The following is a 20,431-nucleotide window of genomic DNA, read 5'->3' on the forward strand; positions in this document are numbered from 1 at the left end:
TCGGAATGTCATCTAGATGACGCAAAAGGCCCGTCGGCGGCGAAAAGGTTAGAATTTGGAAAGAGCGGGATTAGAAGTTGATGAGAGGCGCGCGCCCTTCCGCGCCCGGCGCGCGGCCATGCCGATCCGCGAGCGCATCCTCGTCCTGCTGCTCGTGGTGGCCGCCTTCATCGCGTCCTCCATCGCCATCACCTGGGTGGGCCTTCGCACCACGGAAGGCGTTGTGCAGCGCATCGCGGAGACGCAGCGGCGCTTCCAGGCGCTCAACGACGTGGAGCAGAGCGTGAGCAATCACGCCGAGCAGATCGCCGAGGTGCTGCTCCTCGGCGAGGAGCAGATGGACGACTTCCTCAGGGCCAGCCTCGCGGTGGACGAGAGCCTGCGGAAGCTGGGCGATCTGGCGAGCGAATCGGCCGGCGCCGAGGGCCGGTTCGACACGGCGCTGGTGCAGCGCCTGGGCGAGGTGCACCGGGCCATCGCGCTGGCCGCCGAACACATCTTCCGCCTGCGCGAGGAAGGCCGGCAGGCCGAAGCGGTGGCCGCCTTCCGCAGCGATGTCGAGTATCAGCTCTCCTACGAGTTCAAGACGCTGCTGGCGAGCGCGACGAGCGAGGCGCGAGGCGAGCTGGCGGCGGAACTGGCCGAGGCGCGCGAGCGCCAGGCGCGGCTGGTGGCCATCGCCATCCTCCTGTCCATCCTCACCAGCCTCTCCTGCGCGGCCCTCGGGCGGCTGCTCTATCGCGACATCGTCCATCCCGTGCGCCGCCTTCGCCAGGGCGCCGACGCCATCGCCCAGGGCGATCTCGACCATCGTGTGGGCATTGCGGGCCGGGGCGATTTCTCGCGCCTCGCCGCCAGCTTCGACGCCATGGCCAAGACCCTGAAGGAGAAGCAGGAGGGACTGGCGGCCGCGCAACTCGGGCTGGAGCGCGAGGTGCGCGCGCGCACCCGCGAGCTGACGCTGGCCAACGAGCGGCTGCAACGCATCGACGGGCAGCGGGCGCAGTTCTTCGCCGATGTCAGCCACGAGCTGCGCACGCCCCTCACCATCCTGCGCGGCGAGGCGGACGTGGCCCTGCGCGCGGGCGACGGGGAGAGCCACCGCGACTCCCTCTCCCGCATCCGTGCCCAGGCCGCGGAGATGGGCCGCCTCCTGGAGGAGCTCCTCGCCTTCGCGCGCTCCGAAAGCGAGGACGTGCCGCTGGACCTGGAGCCGGTCGAGCTGGCGCGGGTGCTGGGCGAGGCCATCGCCGACAGCCAGGTGCTGGCGGAGCGGGCGGGCGTTTCGGTGGAATCGCGCGTGGAGGACCCGTCCATGATTCTCCAGGCCGACGCCGCGCGCCTGCGGCAGGTCTTCCTGATCGGGCTGGACAACGCCATCAAATATTCCGCGCGCGGCGACCTCGTCACCGTCTCGGCCATCCGCATCGCCGGGGAGGCGCAGATCGTGATTTCAGACAGCGGCATCGGCCTGCCGGACGGGGAGGGCGAGCAGGCCTTCGAGCGCTTCTATCGCGGGCCGGCGGCGCGGGGCCGCAGCCCCGGGGGGCTGGGCCTCGGCCTCTCGATCGCGCGCACCATCGTGGAGCGGCACCGCGGCGAGATCGCGCTGGAAGGCCGGGAGGAGGGGGCGGGCGCGCGCCTGCGCATCCGCCTGCCGCTGGTGCCGCGATGAACGTGCTTCTCGTCGAGGACGACCCGCGCATCCTCTCCTTCCTGCAACGCGGGCTGGAGGCGGAGGGGTTCTCGGTGGCGACCGCCACGGACGGACTGTCGGCGCTGGAGGCGATCCGGGCGAACGGCATCGACCTCGTCATCCTGGACAGGATGCTGCCGCGCATGGACGGGCTGACGCTGTGCCGCACGGTGCGCCAGGAGGCGCGTCCCGTGCTCATCCTCATGCTCACCGCCAAGGACAGCCTGCCCGACAAGATCGAGGGTCTCCAGGGCGGCGCGGACGATTATCTGACCAAGCCCTTCTCCTTCGACGAGCTGCTGGCGCGGATCGGCGCGCTCAAGCGGCGCGCCCCGGTGTGGGAGGCGAGCGGCCGGCTGGCCGTGGGCCCGGTGGAGATCGACGAGACGAGCCACCGCGTGACCATGAACGGGGAGGACGTCTCCCTCACGCCGCGCGAATACGAGCTGCTGCGCTTCCTGATGGCCAATGCCGGCAAGGTGGTGAGCCGCCAGCGGCTCCTGTCCAGCGTCTGGAACTACGGCTTCGATCCGGGCACCAAGGTGGTCGACGTCTATATCCGCTATCTGCGCGCCAAGCTCGGCGACCATGACGGGCATCTCATCCGCACCGTGCGCGGCGTCGGCTACAGGCTGGCCGCCCCCGGCGCGTGAGCCCGCGCCTCAGCCGCGCGCCCAGTCGATCAGGCGCTCGAGAAAGGCGTCGCAGGCCGCGATCTGCTCGATGGCGATGAACTCGTCGGCCTTGTGCGCCTGCGTGATGGAGCCGGGGCCGCAGACGATCGTCTGCGTGCCGAGCATCTCGTGGAAGCGCCCGGCCTCCGTGCCGTAGGCCACCTTGGAATGGCCGTTGGTGCGCGAGAAGCTCCTGGCGAGGCGCGCCACCTCCGCGTCCGGCGGCGTCTCCAGTCCCGGAAAGCCGGCATAGACCTCCAGCTCGATACCGGCCTCGGGCGCGTGCGCGCCCATTTCGGCGTTCAGCTCCGCGACATAGGCGGCCAGTTCCTCCACGAGGGCGTCCGCGTCCTCGAAGGGCAGGACGCGGAACTCGCATTGCAGCACGCACTCGTCGGGCACGATGTTCAGCGCCGTCCCGCCCGCGATGGTGCCGGTATGGGCGGTGGTGAAGGGAATGTCGTAGGCCTCGTCCCGCCCCCCGCAGGTGGCCAGTCGCCGGGCGATCTCGCGCATCCGCACCACCACCAGCGCGGCGTAGTCCACCGCGTTGACGCCCTGCGGGGCGAGCGAGGAATGGCAGGCGCGCCCGCGCGCCGTCACGCGCATGGAGCGCTTGGCCTTGTGGCCGGTCACGACCTGCATGGAGGTCGGCTCGCCGACCACGCAGAAGGCCGGCCGCACCCCGTCCGCCCTCAGCGCCTCGAGGAGCGGCACGACGCCGAGGCACCCCACCTCCTCGTCATAGGAGAAGGCGAGGTGGATGGGCCGCCTGAGGCCGGCCGCGCGCATCCGCGGCACAGCCGCCAGCGCGCAGGCCAGGAAACCCTTCATGTCGCAGGCCCCGCGCCCGTAGAGCCGCCCGTCGCGCTCGGTGAGGGTGAAGGGATCGCTCGTCCAGGCCTGCCCGTCCACCGGCACCACGTCCGTGTGGCCGGACAGGACGATGCCAGGCTCGTCCGACGGCCCGATCGTCGCCCAGAGATTGGCCTTGAGCCCGGTCTCGTCGAAGACGCGCCGGCACGCCACGCCCTGCGCCTCCAGCGTCCCGGCGACGAAGTCGATCAGCGGCAGGTTGGAGTTTCGGCTGGTCGTGTCGAAGGCCACGAGCCGGGCGAGCATCTGCGTGCTGGTGGGCGATGCCATCGGGAACTCCTCTGGGGGCATGTCGGGCAGGGGCGTCAAGGCGATTCCTCCGGGCCGGGCCCGGCCGAAGGGGCCTGGAATGCGGACCGGCCTCCCTGCCGGTGGCCGGCCCCGTCGCGCACGAGGTCCATGAAATCGGCGACCGCCGGCGATTTCGGCCGGCTGGACGGCATGAGGAACGAGGTCCGGTAGGGAATCTCCGGCAGGAAGGGCCGCACGACGATGCCGCTGCCCATCTGGCGGGCGATGGGAAAGGGGTTGAGGAGCGAAAGCCCCATCCCCTCGCGCACGAACTCGCAGGCCGACACCGCCGTCGCCGTCTCGATGACGATCGCCGGCGTGACCCCCGCCCGCTCCAGCACGCGGTCGATGGCGATGCGCCCCGAATGGCGGCGCGTCAGGGCCACGAAGGGCTCCGCGCCGAGGTCCTCCGGGCGGATCACCTCCTTGCCCACGAGCCGGTGGCGCGCCGGCAGGGCGCAGATCGCCGTCGTGTCCAGCAGGAGCTCCATGCGCACGCCCTCGTGGGAGGGCACGCTGTCGGTTAGCGCGATGTCGAAGCGCGCTTCCGCCACGCCCGTGGTCAGCACGTCGCTGGAAACCACCTCGAACCACATTTCCAGTTCCGGATTGGCCTTGCCGAACCGGGCGATGAAGGGCGGCAGGAAACGGTGGGCGATGGTGGGCGGCGCCGCGATTCGAAAGGCGCCGCGATGCAGCCGCCGCCGCGCGGCCGTGCGGTCCTGGATGCGCGAAAGCGCCGCGAAGATGGGCTCCACCTCCTCATTGGCGAAAAGCGCCTCGGCGGTGGGCATCAGGCGCCCGCCCGCCCGCTCGAAGAGTTTTCGCCCCAGTTGTGCTTCGAGCTGCCCGAGGGCACGGCTGACGGCGGGCTGGGACAGGCCGAGCTGGCGCGCCGCAGCCGTGGTGGTGCCCGCCTCCACCAGCGCGCGCAGCACCTCCAGCTCGCGAAGCGTGATGCCGGAACGGCGTTCCTGAGGCCGGTTGTCGTCGATCTCGCTCACCGGGGCCTGCGCGACATATAATCATTATGCATAGAATTTCTTCTTTCCAATTTGATTAGCGCATAATAGCGTTCGTGCCAACAGGGGCGGCGAGCGGGCGGCGGAGCGGCCCCCGGCCCCATGGCGGTTTCAACCTGATGGAGAAGAGGCGATGAATTCCTATTCGACCAGCCTAGCGGCAGGACTGATCGCGGCAAGTGCGCTTGCGGGCGGCGCGTCGGCGCAGCAGCTCACGATCGGCCTCGCCTCCGAGGCCACCTCGATGGACCCGCAGTTCCACAATCTGGCCACCAACTCGCAGGTGCGCCAGAACATCTTCGAATCCCTCATCGCGCAGGACGCGCTTCAGGGGCTCCAGCCGGCGCTGGCGACCGAGTGGGAGGCGGTGGACGACACGACCTGGCGCTACACCCTGCGCGAGGGCGTGACCTTCCACGACGGCACCCCCTTCACCGCGCGCGACGTGATCTACAGCTATTGCCGCGTGCCGCTGGTGGAGAATTCGCCCTCCTCCTTCTCGATCTACACCCAGTCGGTCACGGCCATGCGCGCCGAGGGCGACCATACGCTGATCGTGGAGACGAACGGCCCGAACCCGCTGATGCCGGTGGAAAGCTCCACCATCGCCATCCTCTCGGCCGACGCGGCCGGCGCCGAGGAGGAGGTCGTCTTCAACGGCGAGGGCTGCGAGGGCATGGGCACCGTGCCGCAGGCTACCGCCTTCAACGACCCGGCCGTCTCGGTGGGCACGGGCCCCTACAAGCTCGTGGAATTCACGCGCGGCGCCCAGCTCGTCCTTTCCCGCAACGACGATTACTGGGGCGAGGCGCCGCATTGGGAGCGGGTCGTCCTGCGCCCGATCACCAGCGCCGGCCCGCGCGTCGCAGCCCTCCTGTCGGGCGACGTGGACCTTATCGAATCCCCGCCCATCCAGGATCTGCCGCGCCTGGAGCAGGCCGGGTTCAACGTCGTCGACACGCTGTCGAACCGCGTCATCTATCTGGCGCCCTTCCAGGAGGATGAGGCGCCGAGCCTGACCGGCACCGATGGCGCCAACCCGATGACGGACCCGCGCGTCCGCCAGGCCATGTCGCTGGCCATCAACCGCGAGGCCATCGTCGAGCGCATCATGAACGGCTATGCCGAGCCGGCGGGCGAGCTGCTTCCGCCGCCCATGTTCGGCACCTCGGGCCGCGCCGTCGACCCTTACGACCCGGCCCGCGCGCAGGAGCTTCTGGCCGAGGCGGGCTGGCCGGACGGCTTCGGCGTCGTGCTCGGCACGCCCAACGACCGCTACATCAACGACGAGCAGGTGGCGCAGGCCGTCGCGCAGATGCTGACGCGCATCGGCATCCGCACGCAGGTGGACGCCACGACCGCCAGCCAGTTCTTCTCGCGACGCAACAATCTGGAGTTCCCGCTCTACCTGGCCGGCTGGGGCGCCTCCTCCGGCGAGATGTCCTCGCCGCTGAAGTCGCTCGTGGCCACCTACGACCGCGAGGCCGGCATGGGCGTGACCAATGCGGCACGCTACTCCAGCGAGGAGCTGGACACGATCCTGCGCGAGGCCATGGTCACGATCGACGACGAGGAGCGCTCCCGCCTCCTGCAGGAGGCCGAGACCATCGCGCTCGACGATTTCGGCATCCTGCCCCTGCACTACGAGCGCTCGGCCTGGGCGATGAAGCCCGAGATCGCCTACGAGCCGCGCGTGGACCAGTACACACTGGCTTTCGCGGTGCGCCCGGCGGACGCGAGCGCCGGGGACTGACACGCGCCCATCCCTCGCCGGCCGGGTCGCCCGATCCGGCCGGCCTGCATTCCATCGGCTCCATGAGGTCGCGATGATCGTCTATCTGGTAAGGCGGATCGGGCAGAGTCTCCTCGCCATCGCGGCGATGGCGACGCTCGTGTTCCTCGGCGTCTACGCCATCGGCAATCCGGTCGACGTGCTCGTCAGCCCGGACGCCAACCAGGCCGAGATCGAGGCCACCATCGCGCGGCTGGGCCTCGACCAGCCGCTCTGGCGCCAGTTCCTCACCTTCGCGGGCAACGCGCTGCGCGGCGATCTCGGCACCTCCTTCGTCTACGGGCGCCCGGCGCTCGACATCATCATGGAGCGCCTGCCGGCGACGATGGAGCTGGCCTTCGTCGCTCTCGTCATCTCCGTCGCGCTCGGCGTGCCGCTGGGCGTCTATGCCGGGCTGAAGCCCGATACGATCGGCGGGCGCTCGGTCATGGCCGGCTCGATCCTGGGCTTCTCGCTGCCCAATTTCTGGCAGGGGATGATCCTCATCCTGATCTTCGCCGTCTTCCTGGGCTGGCTGCCGGCCGGCGGGCGCGGGCAGACGGTCGAGCTCTTCGGCCTGCGCGTCTCCTTCCTGACGACGAACGGGCTCACCCACCTCATCCTGCCGGCCTTCAACCTGGCCCTGTTCAAGATGGCGCTGGTCATCCGCCTGGCGCGCGCCAACACCCGGGAGGTCTGCCTGCAGGACTACATCAAGTTCGCCCGCGCCAAGGGCCTGTCGCCCCGCCGCATCGTCCTCGTCCATGTCCTGAAGAACATCATGATCCCGGTCGTGACCATTCTGGGGCTGGAGCTGGGCTCGATGATCGCCTTCGCGGTCGTCACCGAAACGGTCTTCGCCTGGCCCGGCATGGGCAAGCTCCTGATCGATTCCATCAATCTCCTCGACCGCCCGGTGATCGTGGCCTACCTCATGCTCACCGTCGTCATCATCATCACGATCAACCTCGTGGTGGACATCCTCTACTCCTTCCTCGACCCGAGGGTGCGCCTGTCGGAGGTGAAGGCATGAGCGAGGAGGCGGTGGTGGCGGCCGTGGAGCCGCTGGCGGCAAGGCCCGCCGCGGTGGAGACCCCCTTCCGGCGGCTGGTGCGCGGCTTCTTCGAGGACAGGCTGGCGGTTCTGGGCCTTCTCGTCTTCGCCCTCGTGGCCGCGCTCGCCTTCGCCGCGCCGTGGATCGTGCCGCAGAACCCCTACGACCTCGCCCAGCTCGACATCATGGACGGGGGGCTCGCCCCCGGCGAGACGAGCTTCTCCGGGCTCACCTACTGGCTGGGCACCGACCCGCAGGGGCGCGACATGCTCTCGGCCATCTTCTACGGCCTGCGCATCTCGCTCGTCGTCGCCTTCGTATCGCTCGCCTTCGCCATCACCATCGGCGTGGTGGCGGGCACGGCGGCGGCCTATTTCGGCGGGCGCGTGGACAGCCTGATCATGCGCGTGGTGGACCTCCAGCTCTCCTTTCCCTCGATCCTCATCGCGCTGATCCTGCTGGCCCTGTTCGGGCGCGGCATGGACAAGGTGATCATCGCGCTCATCATCGTCCAATGGGCCTACTATGCCCGCACCGTGCGCTCCTCGGCCATCGTGGAGACACGCAAGGACTATATCCAGGCCGCGCGGTGCCTCGCCTTCTCGCACCGGCGCATCATGTTCCGCCACCTCCTGCCCAATTGCGTGCCGCCGCTGATCGTGGTCGCCACCGTCCAGATCGCCAACGCCATCGCGCTGGAGGCCACGCTCTCCTTCCTCGGCGTCGGCGTGCCCGTCACCGAGCCCTCGCTCGGCCTGCTCATCGCCAACGGCTACGACTACCTGCTCTCGGGCCGCTACTGGGTGAGCGTGTTTCCGGGCGTGGCGCTGCTCGTCACCATCGTTGCCATCAACCTCGTCGGCGACCGCCTGCGCGACGTGCTCAACCCACGGCTCCAGAAATGACGGCGCTGCTTCAAGTCACCGATCTCAAGACGCATTTCTTCACGCGCGACGGCGTGGCCAAGGCGGTGGACGGGGTCAGCCTGCGTCTCGACAAGGGCGAGATCCTCGGCCTCGTCGGAGAATCGGGCTCCGGCAAGTCCGTCACCGGCTTCTCGCTGCTGGGCCTCGTCGATCCGCCGGGGCGCGTCGTCTCGGGCGAGATCGCCTTTGCCGGCATCGATCTCGTCAAGGGCGGCGAGAAGGCCATGCGCGGCCTGCGCGGCAAGCGCATCGCCATGATCTTCCAGGACCCGATGATGACGCTGAACCCGGTGTTGCGGGTCGATACGCAGATGATCGAGACCGTGCAGGCGCATGAGAAGGTGAGCCGGGCCACCGCCCGCGAGCGGGCGCGCCAGGCGCTGGTGCAGGTGGGCATCTCGGCGCCGGACGAGCGGCTGGAAAGCTATCCGCATCAGTTCTCGGGCGGTATGCGCCAGCGCGTGGCCATCGCCATCGCCCTCCTGCACAAGCCCGACCTCATCATCGCCGACGAGCCCACCACCGCGCTCGACGTCACCATCCAGGCGCAGATCCTGGCCGAGGTGCAGAAATTGTGTGCCGAGACGGGCACGGCGCTGATCTGGATCACGCACGATCTGGCCGTCGTCTCCGGCCTCGCGGACAGGCTGGCGGTGATGTATGCGGGCCGCATCGTGGAGGAGGGGCCGACGGCCGAGATCATCGCCAACCCCATCCACCCCTATACGCGCGGCCTCATCGCCTCCGTGCCCCACGGCAAGCCGCACGGCTCCATGCTGGAGCAGATCAAGGGCATGACGCCCTCTCTCCTCAACCTGCCGCGCGGCTGCACCTTCGCGCCGCGCTGCCCGCGCGCGGACGCGGCCTGCGCGCAGGAGCCGGCGCTGGAGGAGAAGGCGCCCGGCCGCCTCGCCCGCTGCGTCCATCCGCATGGCCCCGCACAGATGGAGGCATCCCTCTCGTGAGCCAGTCCACCCCCGTTCTGGAAGTCGCCAACGTCTCCAAGCGCTTCGTGCAGGACCTCGACATCGCCGAGCGCACCGCGCGGCTGCTCGGCTCGCGGGTGAGCCCGCGCACGGTGCACGCGGTGGACGGCGTCGATCTGTCCATCGGCAAAGGCGAGGTCGTGGGCCTGGTGGGCGAATCGGGCTGCGGCAAGTCCACGCTCGGCCGGGTCGTGGCGGGCCTCCTGCCGCCGAGCGAGGGCAAGATCCGCTTTCGCGGCAAGGACGTCGCCGGGCTGAAGGGCGCCGAGGCGCGAGACGCCGCGCTCAAGGTCCAGCTCGTCTTCCAGGACCCCATGTCCTCGCTCAACCCGCGCTCGCGCGTGGACGAGATCGTGGGGGAGGCGCCGCGCGTCCACCGGCTCGTTCCGCGGGGCGAGCTGAACGGCTATGTGGACGGGGTGCTGGAGCGCGTCGGCCTCGACCCTTCCACCCGCAAGCGCTATCCGCACCAGTTCTCCGGCGGGCAGCGCGCGCGCATCGGCATCGCACGGGCGCTGGCGGTGAACCCGGACTTCATCGTCTGCGACGAATCGGTCGCCGCGCTCGACGTGTCGATCCAGGCGCAGATCCTCAACCTCTTCATGCGCCTGCGCGAGGAGCTGTCTCTCACCTATCTTTTCATCAGCCATGATCTGGGCGTCGTCGAGCATATCTCGGACCGGATCGCGGTCATGTATCTCGGGCGCATCGTGGAGGAGGGGGAGGCGCAGTCGCTGTTCTCCGTGCCGAACCACCCCTACACCCAGGCGCTGCTGGCCGAGGTGCCCACCTTCGAGACGAGGCGGCGGGCTTATTCGCCCGTCAAGGGCGAGATCCCCTCGCCCCTCGATCCGCCGCCCGGCTGCCATTTCCACCCGCGCTGCCCGCACGCCTTCGAGCGGTGCCGCGCCGAGCGGCCGGCCTTGAAGGCGGTCGCGCCCGGGCGCATGTCGGCCTGCCACCTGAACGACCGGGCCTGACAGGGCCCGCCAGCGGCGCATATGGACGCCGCATCATGAAAGCGAGGAGAGCATCATGCAGAACACCGCCCGCATCTGGGAACTCGTCGATGAGAGGCGCGCCGACTATCTGGCGCTGAGCGACCGTGTCTGGGAGATGCCCGAGCTCGCCTATACCGAGTTCCGCTCCGTGGCCGAGCACCGCGCTATGCTGGAGGCGGAGGGCTTCGCCATCACCGACGAGCCGGCGGGCATCCCGACGGCGGTGGTGGGCGAGGCGGGCGAGGGCGGCCCGGTCATCGCCTTCCTCGGCGAGTACGATGCCCTGCCGGGGCTTAGCCAGGAGGCCGGCATCGCCGAGCACAAGCCCTTGCCGGGCAGCGGCTACGGCCATGGCTGCGGCCACAACATGCTCGGCTCGGCGGCGCTGCTGGCCGCCACCGCCTACAAGAACTACCTGAAGGAGAACGGCCTGCCCGGCACGGTGCGCTATTACGGCTGCCCGGCCGAGGAGGGCGGGGCCGCCAAGGCCTTCATGGTGCGCGACGGGCTGTTTGCCGACGTGGACGCGGCGATCACCTGGCATCCGGCCTCCATCACTCGCGTCGACGACGCCAAGAGCCTTGCCAACACGCGCATCGACTTCACCTTCACCGGCCGCGCCTCCCACGCAGCCGCCGCCCCGCATCTGGGCCGCAGCGCGCTCGACGCGGTGGAGCTGATGAATGTGGGCGTCAACTACCTGCGCGAGCACGTGCCCTCCGACTCGCGCATCCACTATGCGCTGATCGACGCCGGCGGCATCGCGCCCAACGTGGTGCAGGCCAGGGCCACCGTGCGCTACGCCATCCGCTCGCGCGACATCCACGGCATGAAGGCGCTGAACGAGCGCGTGAAGAAGGTGGCCGAGGGCGCGGCGCTGATGACGGAGACCAAGGTCGAGATCAAGATCCTGTCGGCCGTGTCCAACCTCCTCGGCAACACGCCGATGGAGGAGGTCATGTACGCCAACATGCAGCGCCTCGGCCCCGTCGCCTTCGACGATGAGGACCGCGCCTATGCCCGCGCGATCCAGGCGACGCTGTCGCAGGAGGACATACTGAACGACTATCGCCGCGCCGGCGCCGAGCCGCGCGAGGACGCGCCGCTGTGCGACTTCATCGTGCCGCTGGAGGCCGAGGGCGAGGCGATGATCGGCTCCACCGACGTGGGCGACGTGTCCTGGGTGGTGCCCACCGTGCAGGCCCGCGCCGCCACCCACGCGATCGGCACGCCGGGCCATTCCTGGCAGATCACCGCGCAAGGCAAGTCCGGCCAGGCCCACAAGGGGCTGGTCTATGCCGCCAAGGTCATGGCCGGCACGGCGGTCGATCTCCTGTCCGACCCCGCGCTGCTCGCCCGCGCCAAGGCGGATCACAAGGCGCGCACCGATCGCACGCCCTATGAGAGCCCCATCCCGGAGGGCGTCTCGGCGCCCATCCAGCCGCGCCCCTCGGGGCACTGACGGCCGGGCGTTCGCGGGGGCTCTCCCCGGCGAACGCCTATCCGGTCCGCTCGAGGGCGGCGTCCAGCATCACCAGTTCGTCCAGCGCGCGGCCGGGCTCGATGGCCGGCGGCGTCAGGCCCATGGCGCGGTTGGGGTTGTCGCAGGCCATCGCCACGGCCGCCTCCAGCGGCAGCCCGGCATGGCGAACCATGTTTCCAAGGCTCGCCAGCATGTCGATATGCGCCCCGGCCAGCGCTCCGGCCGCATTGACGAGCGCGCCTCCCCGCAATTCGATCCGCTCGCCATAGAGGGTGAAATGGTCCGGCCCGCCGACCGTGGCCATGGCGTCGGACACGAGGAACATGCGCCCGGGCACGGGCCGCGCGGCGCAGGCGAGCGCCAGCATCGCCCAATCCACATGGATGCCGTCCGCGATGATCCCGCAATAGGCTTCGCTGTTGATCGCGGTGGCGACCACGCCGGGCGCCCGCGAGGTCATGGGCGGCATGGCGTTGAAAAGGTGGGTGAAGCAGCTCACGCCCGCCGAAAGGCCGGCCTTCGCCTGCGCGGGGCTGGCGGCGGTGTGCCCGGCGGAGACGATGACGCCCATCTCCGCGATGCGCGCGATGGTGCCGGGCGGCACGATCTCCGGCGCGAGCGTGAGCATCACCGGAATGCCGGCCGCCCGCAGCCGTTCGAGCGCTGCGAGCGTCGCCTCGTCCATGGGGCGGATATGGCGCGGATCGTGCGTTCCCTTGCGCTCCACATTGATGTGCGGCCCCTCCAGATGCAGGCCCGCCAGCCCCGGAAGGCCCCAGGCCTCGATCACGGCATCGGCCGCCGCCGCGATCTGCGCGGGCGCGCTGGTGATGAGGGTGGGCAGCACCCAGCCCGTTCCCCGCGCGCGCTGGGCCGCGATGATGCGCGCGATGGTCTCCGGCGACGGCCCGTCATTGAGCATGACGCCGCCGCTGCCGTTCACCTGAAGGTCGGTGCAGGCCGGCATCATGAGGTGGGGGCGGCTGGTCGGAACCTCGCCTTCGGCGAGCGGGCGTATGCGCGCGACCCGGCCCGCCGCCATCTCCACGGCAAGGCCGGTCCTGAGGCCTCCCTCGATCCAGATGTGCTCCGGCGCGATCAGGGCGTTCATCCGCCGGGCTCCTTCCATGCGATCGCCGTTGGCCGGCGCCGTTCAGGTTCTCCCTAACCGGGCGCGGCTCCCATGCAAGGGGGAGGACGGCCTCTTTCGCTGGCCGATGGCCGGCCCGGCCGCTTCACACCGCGCGCAGGAGGGCCGGGGATGCGGCGGCGGCGCCCGCCCATAATTCGTCCGTCAACGCCTCCAGCCAGCGGGCCGCGCGGGGCGCGGCGTCCGGCGCGTGAAGCGTGCGGATGGCGCCGTCGTCCAGCGCGCGGGCGGCCGCCAGAAGCGCGCGCCAGCCCTCCAGGTCGCCCGGCCAGACCGGCGCGTGCACGGCCGCGCCCAGCGCGGCCAGCGCCTGCGCCTTGCGCTGCTGCTCGCCGAAATAGCGCCATTCGGGCATGACGACGAGACGCGCGCCGACACGCGCGATCTCATGGATCGTGTTGTCTCCGGCCGAGGCGATGACGATGTCGGCGGCGGCCAGGTAGTCCGTCACGCCGGACACCCATCCCAGTTCCCGCAGGTTGGAGAAGTCGGTCTCGTGCCCCTCGCGGTGCGTGGGGCCGAGCACCAGCCAGAGCGCATCCTGCGCGGCGCGCGCGCCCACCGTCAGCGGGGCATAGGGCGTGCCGCGGCCGCCCCCGCCGGTGACGGTGACGATCAGCTCGCGCCGCGGGTCGAGCCCCAGGCGCCGGCGCGCCTCGGCCTTGTCGGGGATCGCGTCCGCCGTGGTGCACAGCCCGCCGCTGTAGAAGGTCCGGTCGCGCAGATAGGCGGGATAGTCGTCCTGCTCCAGCCGCTCGTCGAAGGGCGCGAGCATGCCCACGCACGCCTCGTAGGAGCCGATATGGCCGATGTCGGAGCGGTCTCCGTGCATTCGGATCTGCACCGCCGGCACGCTGGCGGCGCGCGAGAGGAGCGCGATCTCGGCCGAGACGTCGACGACGAAGAGACCGACGTCCCGGTCGTCCAGATGGTCGAGGATCGTGCGCATCGTGCGGCGCATCTCCGCAACGCCCAGCGGCACGCAATGCATGACCTGCGGCGTCGGCTCGGCGAAGAGGCGGGGCGTGGGCACGGCCGCGCCGATCATGTCCGGCAGCTCCACGATCTCGATGTCGCGCGCAAAGCCGTCGAAGAGGGGCGGGCCGGCCGTCAGCACGCTGACGGGCCGGTCGGAGGAGAAGCGCTCGGCCAGCGCCATGGTGCGGTTGGCGTGGCCGCGCCCCTGATGGTGCACGAAAAAGGCGATGGGCTTCTTCAAGGCAGATGCTCCGGGGGCGTGAGGGGAGGCGTCATGAGAACAGCGTCTCGCCGGGCTGGAGGGCGGCGGCGATCTCGGCGGGGCCGGGCCGGCGCTTGAGGCGGATCGCCTCCTCGCGCTCGCTCCATTCGATGAAGCCGGCGCGCGCGAACTGGCCGAGCCAGTAGTCCATGCACCAGCGGCCGTGCCGCTCGCGGAACAGCGCGGCGTTGCGCAGGATATGGTCGAAATGGTGGAGCGGGGGCACATGCACCGGGTGGTGCTGGTGGTAGGCGCGCGCCCCGGCCGTCCAGAACAGGGGCAGCCCGGCGCTCGCCACGCGCGCCGCGAAATCGGTCTCCTCCCCGCCATAGCCGGTGAAGGCCTCGTCCATGCCGCCGAGCGCGCCCCACGCGCGCGCCGTGAGCGCGAAGGACAGGCCCCATAGCTCGCCCGCCTGCCGCTCCCGGCGGACGCCGGCCTGCGGGATGGGTGGTTTGGAGGGGTGCGCGCGCCCGGCGGCATCGAGCGCGGTAAAGTCGAGATGCGGCCCGACGGCGCCCGCCGGAAGATAGAGCACCTCGCCCAGAAACAGCCCCTCCCGGCCCAGCGCCGCCTCGCGATAGGAGCCGACGAGGCTCGGCGAGGCGATGCAGTCCACGTCGAGGAAGACGAGAAGGTCGCCGCCCGCCGCCTCGGCCGCGCGGTTGCGCGCCGCCGCCAGCGGCATCGGCTCGCCCGGCACGAAGACGTGGCGCACGGGGCAGCCGGGATCGGGCAGGTCCGGCTCGGCCGCCTCCTGCATCCAGGCGATGACGAGCTCGGCCGGCCTCTCGCCCTGCGCGGCGAGGCTCTTCATCAGATTGCGCAGGTGGGCCCCGCGCCCGCGCACGAGGGTCAGGACGCTGGCTTGCATGCGCGGCGCGCCTTCTTCCGGAAATGGGCCACGCCCTCGATGATGCCGAGCGCGTGCGTTTCGCGCGCCAAGTAGGAGTGGCGCAGCGAGGGCAGGCTGGCGAGGTCGTCGGAATAGTTCGCCACGATGATCGCCTGCGGAATGGTGCGCAGCATCTCGATGTCGTTGCCCGAATCGCCCGCCACGAAGACCGCCTCCTCCGGCAGGCGGCAGCGGCGGCGCACGAAATCGACCGCCGTTCCCTTCGAAGCGCGGATCGGCAGGATGTCGAGATAGCGCCCGTGGCTGTGGATCACGGAGGCCCGGAGGCCCGCCTTTTCCAGCCGCGCCTTCACGAGGGCCACCGTTTCGCCGCGCCCGTCGCTGAAATAGCTGAGCTTGTGGGAGCGCTGCTCCAGCGGCGCCTGCGGCGCGATGCCGGGCAGGCCGCGCAGGGCCGCGAGCGCGCCGGCCCTGTCCCAGCCGCGCGAGACCACGGTGCGCCATGCGGCGTCGGCCGTATAGGTCACGCCGTTGGCATCCAGATGGTAGATTTCCGACCCCACCGATGTGATCATCACCTGCGGGCGGGGCGCCTCCTGTTCCTCCAGGATCGCCATGGCGCTGTGGAAGGAGCGGCCGGTGGCCACGCCGAAGGCGAGCCCGTCCTGCGCCTTGCGCCAGCTTCCGAAGGCGCGGATGCGCGCCTCGCAGCCGACCAGCGTGTTGTCGATATCGCAGATGAGGAGCTGGCGCGGGGCGGCAGGCGGGGCGCGGGGTGCCAGGATGTCGCGCGCCAGGTCGTGGTAGCGCTGGGCGTGGCGGCGCCAGTCGTAGATGCCGGCGGCCCTTTCCCCGCCGCGCGCGAAGGCACGCCACAGATCCTTGTCGGACAGGATGCGAAGGGCCGCGGCCGCGATGGCGGCGGGGTCTCGCGGATCGACCAGGATGCCGTTGCCGCAGGTCTCCACGATGTCGTTCGGGCCGCCGCTGTCGGTGGCGATGAGGGGCAGGCCCGCGGCGGAGGCTTCGAGCAGCGTGAGCCCGAAGGGCTCGTTCAGCGCCGGGTTGACGAAGAGGCCGCCGCGCTCGCGCGCATAGGCGTAATAGGCCGGCACGTCCTGCGGGCGGTGCGATTTGGGATAGGCGACCTGCCCGTAGAGATCGTAACGGTCGATGAGGTGGAGGATCTCGTCCATCGTCTGCGCCATGTCGCCGTCGAGCTCGGCAATCTCGCCGCGCGTTCCCGCCACGAGGACGAGATTGGCCTTTTTGCGAAGCGCGGCGTTCTGGCCGAAGGCGGTGACGAGGGCGGCGAGGTTCTTCTTGCGCACCGGCCGCGCGATGGCCAGCAACGCGGGCTTCTCCGGCTCGCGCAGGAAGCGGCCGATCTCGGCTTCCACGGCCGGCGTGGAACGCGCGCCGCGAAAGGCGTCGAGATCGCTGCCCGGCGGCAGGATGCGGATGCGGCCCGGATCGTAGGCCCTGTAGCCGGCATACTGGACCTCGGCCTCGTCGCGCGACGAGGCGATGACGAGCGCGGCTCCGGCAAGGCCCGTCTCCTCGGCCGCGATGCGGGGGGCGAGGTCCGCGCCGCCGCCGCCGGCCCCCAGCGCCTTCTCCTTCACCCGGCCCAGCGAGTGGGCGGTGAAGAGGAAGGGGATGCCCAGGCGCGCCTGAACGATGGCCGCAACGGCCGCGGCGTCCGCGTAATGCGCATGGAGGATGTCGGGCCGCCCCTCGGCCTCGATATGCGCGATCAGAGCCTCTGCAAAGCTTTCCACCTCTGCGTGCATCTCCTCCTTGGGCAGGTAATGCGGCGAGGCGGTGGGAAGGCGCACGATCTCCACGCGCTCCGACACGCGCTCGCGCGCCGCCGCGTAAGAGGGCGAGAGCCCGTAAAAGAGGCGCGTGGCGAGCACGATGCGCGCCCCCGGCTCGCTCGCCTCGCAGGCGCGCGCGAGGTCGAGCAGGTAGCGGATATGGCCGCCAGTGTCGGCCGTCAGGCCGTATTCGATGTCGCCGGCCTTCAGGCAACCCTGGAGAGCGATATGGAGCACGAACATTAACCGCTTTCCTCTACTCGGATACTAAACAGGCAGGAGCACCGATGCCGTTGGCCGGGACGACGCGACACGAACGCCTCCGCGTGGCACAGGTGGCCCCGGGCATCTTCCCGGTGCCCCCGGCCGACCACGGAGGAACCGAACGGGTCGTGCACGATCTCAGCGTTGCGCTTCGGCGCTCCGGAGTCGAAATAACGCTGTTCGCGCCCTCGGACAGTGTGGCCGAAGTTCCACGGGTCGGCAGTCTTCCCAGTTTGCATAGCCTGGAACGCAAATACGGTCAGGTTCCTGCGTCCATACCTTCGGTTCTGGAGGTGGTGCGCATGGAAGAACTGCGCACGAGACTGGATCAATTCGACATCGTCCATTGCCATGGCGAGTTCTTCCATGCCGCGATTCTGGCGGGTCGCCGCGCCCGCTCGCTGACCACGATTCACTGGCGGGTCGACGAGCTCGACCGCAAGTTGTTTTTCTCGGCCTTCCCCGACCTGCCCGTCGCCGCCATCTCGGCCGCGCAGTCGGCCGACCTGCCGGCCGCCAACCGGGCGGGCATCGTGCATCACGGCATCGAGAAGGACCGCTTCCCGCTCCGGGCGGAGCCGGGCGCCTATCTCGCCTTCATCGGGCGGATGACGGACCAGAAGCGCCCCGATGTCGCGATCCGCGTGGCGCGGGCGGCCGGAAGGCCGATTCGCCTCGCCGGCACGGTGGATGTGGGCAACCCGCTCTATTTCGAGCGCGAGGTGCGCCCGCTCCTGTCGGAGACGGCTCGTTATGTCGGGCCCGTGGGCGACAGGGAGAAGGCCGAGCTTCTCGCCGGGGCGCAGGCGCTTCTCTTTCCCATCGACTGGCCCGAGCCCTTCGGCCTGGTGATGATCGAGGCCATGGCCTGCGGCACGCCGGTGATCGCCTGGAACCGGGGCTCCGTGCCCGAGATCGTGGAGGAGGGCGTGACGGGTTTCGTGGTGGAGAACGAGGCGCAGGCGCTGGAGGCCGTGAGGCGCGTGGGCGAGCTGGACCGGCGGGCCGTGCGTGCGCGCTTCGAGGCCCGCTTCACCTCCGATCGCATGGCGGCCGACTATCTCGCCCTCTACCGCCGCCTCCTGGCCGCGCCATGCGCACCGCGCTGATCGCCTGGGATTATCCGCCCGCGCCGAGCGGCCTTTCCACCGCCGCGCGCGAGATCGCCGAAAGCCTTGCCGGCCAGGGCTGCGAGGTGAGCGTCTTCACGCTCGACAGGTCCGGGGTGGAGGCGGCCGGCGCGGTGCGCGTCATCGGCTGCGGCGGCGAGGTGCGGGCGGGCACCGCGCTGGCGCGGCTGCGGCTTCATGGCGGTGCCGGGCATCTGGCGGCCCCGCTCGCCTTTCGCCGGGCGGTTCTGGCCGAGCACGCGCGCGCACCCTTCGCCGTGGTGGAAGCGACCAACTGGTATGCGCCCGCCGCGCTTCTGGCCGGGCAAGGGGGCTTCGCGCTGGTGACGCGCCACTCGACGCCCGCCGCCTTCTCGCGCGAGGCGCCCGCGACCTTTCGCGACCGGCTGGACGGCTGGGCGGCCGACCGGCTGGAGCGGCGGCAGGCGCGGCGCAGCACCGCCCTCATCTCCAACACCGCCGACCATGGCCGGCGCATGGCGGCGCTCTACGGCCCCGATCGCGGCCGGCCCCATGCGGTCATCGGCCTCTCCCTTCCGCCGGCCATGCTGGCGCGGGCGGGCGGGGCGCCTTACCCGGGCGAGGCGGGCGCGGTGCAGATCCTCTTCGTGGGGCGGGCCGAGCATCGCAAGGGCTTCGACATGCTGATGGAGGCCGCCGCCCTCCTGGCGGAGGAGGCGGCGCGCGGCGCGATCCCCGAGTTCGGGCTCACGCTCGTGGGCGTGGAGCCGCAGGACCTGCCGGCCGGGCTACCCCCTGCCGCGCGCGCGCGCATCGAGGCGCGGGGGCGCGAGCCGGAGGCCGTGCTGGCGCGCCGCTACGAGGCGGCGCACATCGTGGCCGCGCCCTCGCGCTACGAGAGCTTCGGCCTCGTCTATCAGGAGGCCATCGCCTATGGCCGGCCGCTGGTGGCCTGCGCGCTGGATGCGAGCGCGCGCCAGTTCGTCGGCGACACCGGGGCCGGGCGCATGGCGGGGGAGGCGAGCGGACAGGCGCTGGCGGCGGCGATGCGGCCGCTGGTCGTCTCCGATGCCGAGAGGCTGGCCGTGCGCGAAAAGGCGCTGGCGGCGGCCGGCCGCTTCACGCGCGGGACGCTGGGACGCGAGACGCTGGCGCTCTACGAGCAGGCGCTCGCTCAGCCGCGATAGGGGCGCAGCAGCGCCTGCGCCTCCTCCAGCCGGCCATGGCCGGGGTCCAGTGCCTCGTAGCCTTGCGAACGGCGCGCCACATGCTCCGCGCTCAAATGATGGTCGATCGCCCCATGCAGCGCGATGAAGCTCTGCCGCCAGTGGCGCACGGGCCGTTCGTGCACCTTGCCGGCATAGGGCACCTCGCGCCGGTTCAGCCGGTACTGCACGTCCGGGTAGACGTCGGAGAGGACGCCGCCCACCAGATTGCGGCGCGGCAGGCCGATGGAGACCGCCTCGTCCTCCTCCGCCATGCGGGCCAGGCCCGGTAGAAGCGCGGCGGTCTTGCCGTCGAGCGTCTCGTCGGCGTCGAGCTGCAGCACCCAGCGCTGCCGGCACAGCGCCTGGAGGGCGTTGCGCTGCGCCCCGAAATCGCCGGCGAGCGGGCGCGTGGCCAGCCGGACGGCGCCGCTCGGGAAGCCCTCGACGGTCAGGGGCCCGGCCGTTCCGCTCTCGCTGAGGAGAACCACGTCGCGCGCGAAGGCCGCGCTTTGCGGCAGGCTGGCGAGAATGGCCTCGACCTCCCCGGCTCGGCACATCATGCCGAGAGAGACAGGCGCGGGCGGCATGTCGGCGAGGTCGGACAGGACGGCGCTCGCCGCAAGCGCGCCATGCGGGTTTCGAAGCGCCGCGCGCTGCGCCGCGTCGGCGGGGGCGGCGCGGCGGCCAAACAGCGTGGCGGCCATGCGCAGCGTGTAGATGTCCAGCCCGAAAGGCTCGTGCGGCCCCGGCGCGAAGCGTTCGGCGCAAAGGTCCGCCGCAAGGGAGACCGGAACCTCGCTGCCCGCCTCCGGCTCCAGAAGCAGCCCGCAGGAGGTGCAGGCGAGCGGAAACCGCCGCTCGCGCCCGCCCGGATAGGCAAGGCGCCGGTCCGTCGGCGCGATCTCGCGCGAGCGGCAGAGGAAGCAGCGGGACGGGCGATCCTGGGTCATGCGCCATCCTACCACCCACGCTCGTTCCCCGCCGCCTTTTCGCGCTGCAACAAAGGCCGCGCGCGCGCGTTG

The 20,431-nt window shown here is 70.8% G+C and carries 17 protein-coding genes; 10 read left to right on the forward strand and 7 right to left on the reverse strand.

What is annotated here, in order from left to right; translation table 11 throughout:
* Window positions 1-118: 118 nt before the first annotated feature.
* Both J7654_RS07690 and J7654_RS07695 read left to right on the forward strand, forming a co-directional pair.
* A complete protein-coding gene (locus tag J7654_RS07690) occupies window positions 119-1,675 on the forward strand; it encodes a sensor histidine kinase (RefSeq protein ID WP_209739575.1) in 1,557 nt (518 codons plus the stop codon).
* Window positions 1,672-2,349: a response regulator transcription factor gene (locus J7654_RS07695; RefSeq protein ID WP_209739577.1), complete on the forward strand. Its 678-nt coding sequence runs from the start codon at window positions 1,672-1,674 to the stop codon at window positions 2,347-2,349. Before J7654_RS07690 ends, J7654_RS07695 begins: the two co-directional genes overlap by 4 nt.
* A gap of 9 nt (window positions 2,350-2,358) precedes the next feature.
* Here the strand turns inward: J7654_RS07695 and argE are convergent, their stop codons facing one another.
* Complete coding sequence (gene argE / locus J7654_RS07700; RefSeq protein ID WP_209739578.1) at window positions 2,359-3,516, reverse strand: acetylornithine deacetylase; 1,158 nt, start codon at window positions 3,514-3,516, stop codon at window positions 2,359-2,361.
* Window positions 3,517-3,551: 35 nt separating this feature from the next.
* Complete coding sequence (locus J7654_RS07705; RefSeq protein WP_209739579.1) at window positions 3,552-4,541, reverse strand: LysR substrate-binding domain-containing protein; 990 nt, start codon at window positions 4,539-4,541, stop codon at window positions 3,552-3,554.
* A 151-nt stretch (window positions 4,542-4,692) separates the two neighbouring features.
* Between J7654_RS07705 and J7654_RS07710 the strand changes: the two genes are divergently transcribed.
* From J7654_RS07710 to J7654_RS07735, 6 genes are all read left to right on the forward strand, one after another.
* The gene (locus tag J7654_RS07710; protein ID WP_209739581.1) at window positions 4,693-6,312 is read left to right on the forward strand and encodes an ABC transporter substrate-binding protein; all 1,620 of its coding nucleotides are present in this window, start codon (window positions 4,693-4,695) and stop codon (window positions 6,310-6,312) included.
* Window positions 6,313-6,385: 73 nt separating this feature from the next.
* Window positions 6,386-7,363, forward strand: a complete 978-nt coding sequence (locus J7654_RS07715; RefSeq protein WP_209739583.1) for an ABC transporter permease — start codon at window positions 6,386-6,388, stop codon at window positions 7,361-7,363.
* Window positions 7,360-8,289 (forward strand): ABC transporter permease, encoded by a 930-nt coding sequence (locus J7654_RS07720; RefSeq protein WP_209739585.1) that lies wholly within the window; start codon window positions 7,360-7,362, stop codon window positions 8,287-8,289. The genes J7654_RS07715 and J7654_RS07720 overlap by 4 nt, the downstream gene beginning before the upstream one ends.
* Window positions 8,286-9,275: an ABC transporter ATP-binding protein gene (locus J7654_RS07725; protein WP_209739587.1), complete on the forward strand. Its 990-nt coding sequence runs from the start codon at window positions 8,286-8,288 to the stop codon at window positions 9,273-9,275. Before J7654_RS07720 ends, J7654_RS07725 begins: the two co-directional genes overlap by 4 nt.
* Entirely contained in the window at window positions 9,263-10,276 is a 1,014-nt protein-coding gene (locus J7654_RS07730; RefSeq protein WP_209740327.1) for an ABC transporter ATP-binding protein, read from the forward strand. Before J7654_RS07725 ends, J7654_RS07730 begins: the two co-directional genes overlap by 13 nt.
* A gap of 55 nt (window positions 10,277-10,331) precedes the next feature.
* The gene (locus J7654_RS07735; protein WP_209739589.1) at window positions 10,332-11,759 is read left to right on the forward strand and encodes a M20 family metallopeptidase; all 1,428 of its coding nucleotides are present in this window, start codon (window positions 10,332-10,334) and stop codon (window positions 11,757-11,759) included.
* Window positions 11,760-11,796: 37 nt separating this feature from the next.
* Here J7654_RS07735 and J7654_RS07740 read toward each other — a convergent pair whose 3' ends face one another.
* From J7654_RS07740 to J7654_RS07755, 4 genes are all read right to left on the reverse strand, one after another.
* Window positions 11,797-12,891 (reverse strand): N-acetylglucosamine-6-phosphate deacetylase, encoded by a 1,095-nt coding sequence (locus J7654_RS07740; RefSeq protein WP_209739590.1) that lies wholly within the window; start codon window positions 12,889-12,891, stop codon window positions 11,797-11,799.
* Window positions 12,892-13,015: 124 nt separating this feature from the next.
* Complete coding sequence (locus J7654_RS07745) at window positions 13,016-14,149, reverse strand: glycosyltransferase (RefSeq protein WP_209739592.1); 1,134 nt, start codon at window positions 14,147-14,149, stop codon at window positions 13,016-13,018.
* Between the two features lie 31 nt (window positions 14,150-14,180).
* Window positions 14,181-15,044, reverse strand: a complete 864-nt coding sequence (locus J7654_RS07750; RefSeq protein WP_209739594.1) for a glycosyltransferase family 2 protein — start codon at window positions 15,042-15,044, stop codon at window positions 14,181-14,183.
* Window positions 15,026-17,089 (reverse strand): HAD-IIB family hydrolase, encoded by a 2,064-nt coding sequence (locus J7654_RS07755; RefSeq protein ID WP_209739596.1) that lies wholly within the window; start codon window positions 17,087-17,089, stop codon window positions 15,026-15,028. Before J7654_RS07755 ends, J7654_RS07750 begins: the two co-directional genes overlap by 19 nt.
* A 44-nt stretch (window positions 17,090-17,133) precedes the next feature.
* On the opposite strand from J7654_RS07755, the gene J7654_RS07760 reads away from it, so the two are divergent.
* Both J7654_RS07760 and J7654_RS07765 read left to right on the forward strand, forming a co-directional pair.
* On the forward strand, window positions 17,134-18,219 hold the full coding sequence (locus tag J7654_RS07760) for a glycosyltransferase family 4 protein (protein WP_209739597.1): 1,086 nt from the start codon (window positions 17,134-17,136) through the stop codon (window positions 18,217-18,219).
* Window positions 18,204-19,388, forward strand: a complete 1,185-nt coding sequence (locus J7654_RS07765; protein ID WP_209739599.1) for a glycosyltransferase family 4 protein — start codon at window positions 18,204-18,206, stop codon at window positions 19,386-19,388. The genes J7654_RS07760 and J7654_RS07765 overlap by 16 nt, the downstream gene beginning before the upstream one ends.
* Here the strand turns inward: J7654_RS07765 and J7654_RS07770 are convergent.
* Window positions 19,376-20,359 (reverse strand): glycosyltransferase family protein, encoded by a 984-nt coding sequence (locus J7654_RS07770; RefSeq protein WP_209739601.1) that lies wholly within the window; start codon window positions 20,357-20,359, stop codon window positions 19,376-19,378. The two genes, J7654_RS07765 and J7654_RS07770, sit on opposite strands and share 13 nt — an antisense overlap.
* Window positions 20,360-20,431 lie beyond the last annotated feature (72 nt).

Origin of the sequence: Aureimonas populi (assembly GCF_017815515.1) — a bacterium.
Lineage (GTDB): Bacteria > Pseudomonadota > Alphaproteobacteria > Rhizobiales > Rhizobiaceae > Aureimonas > Aureimonas populi.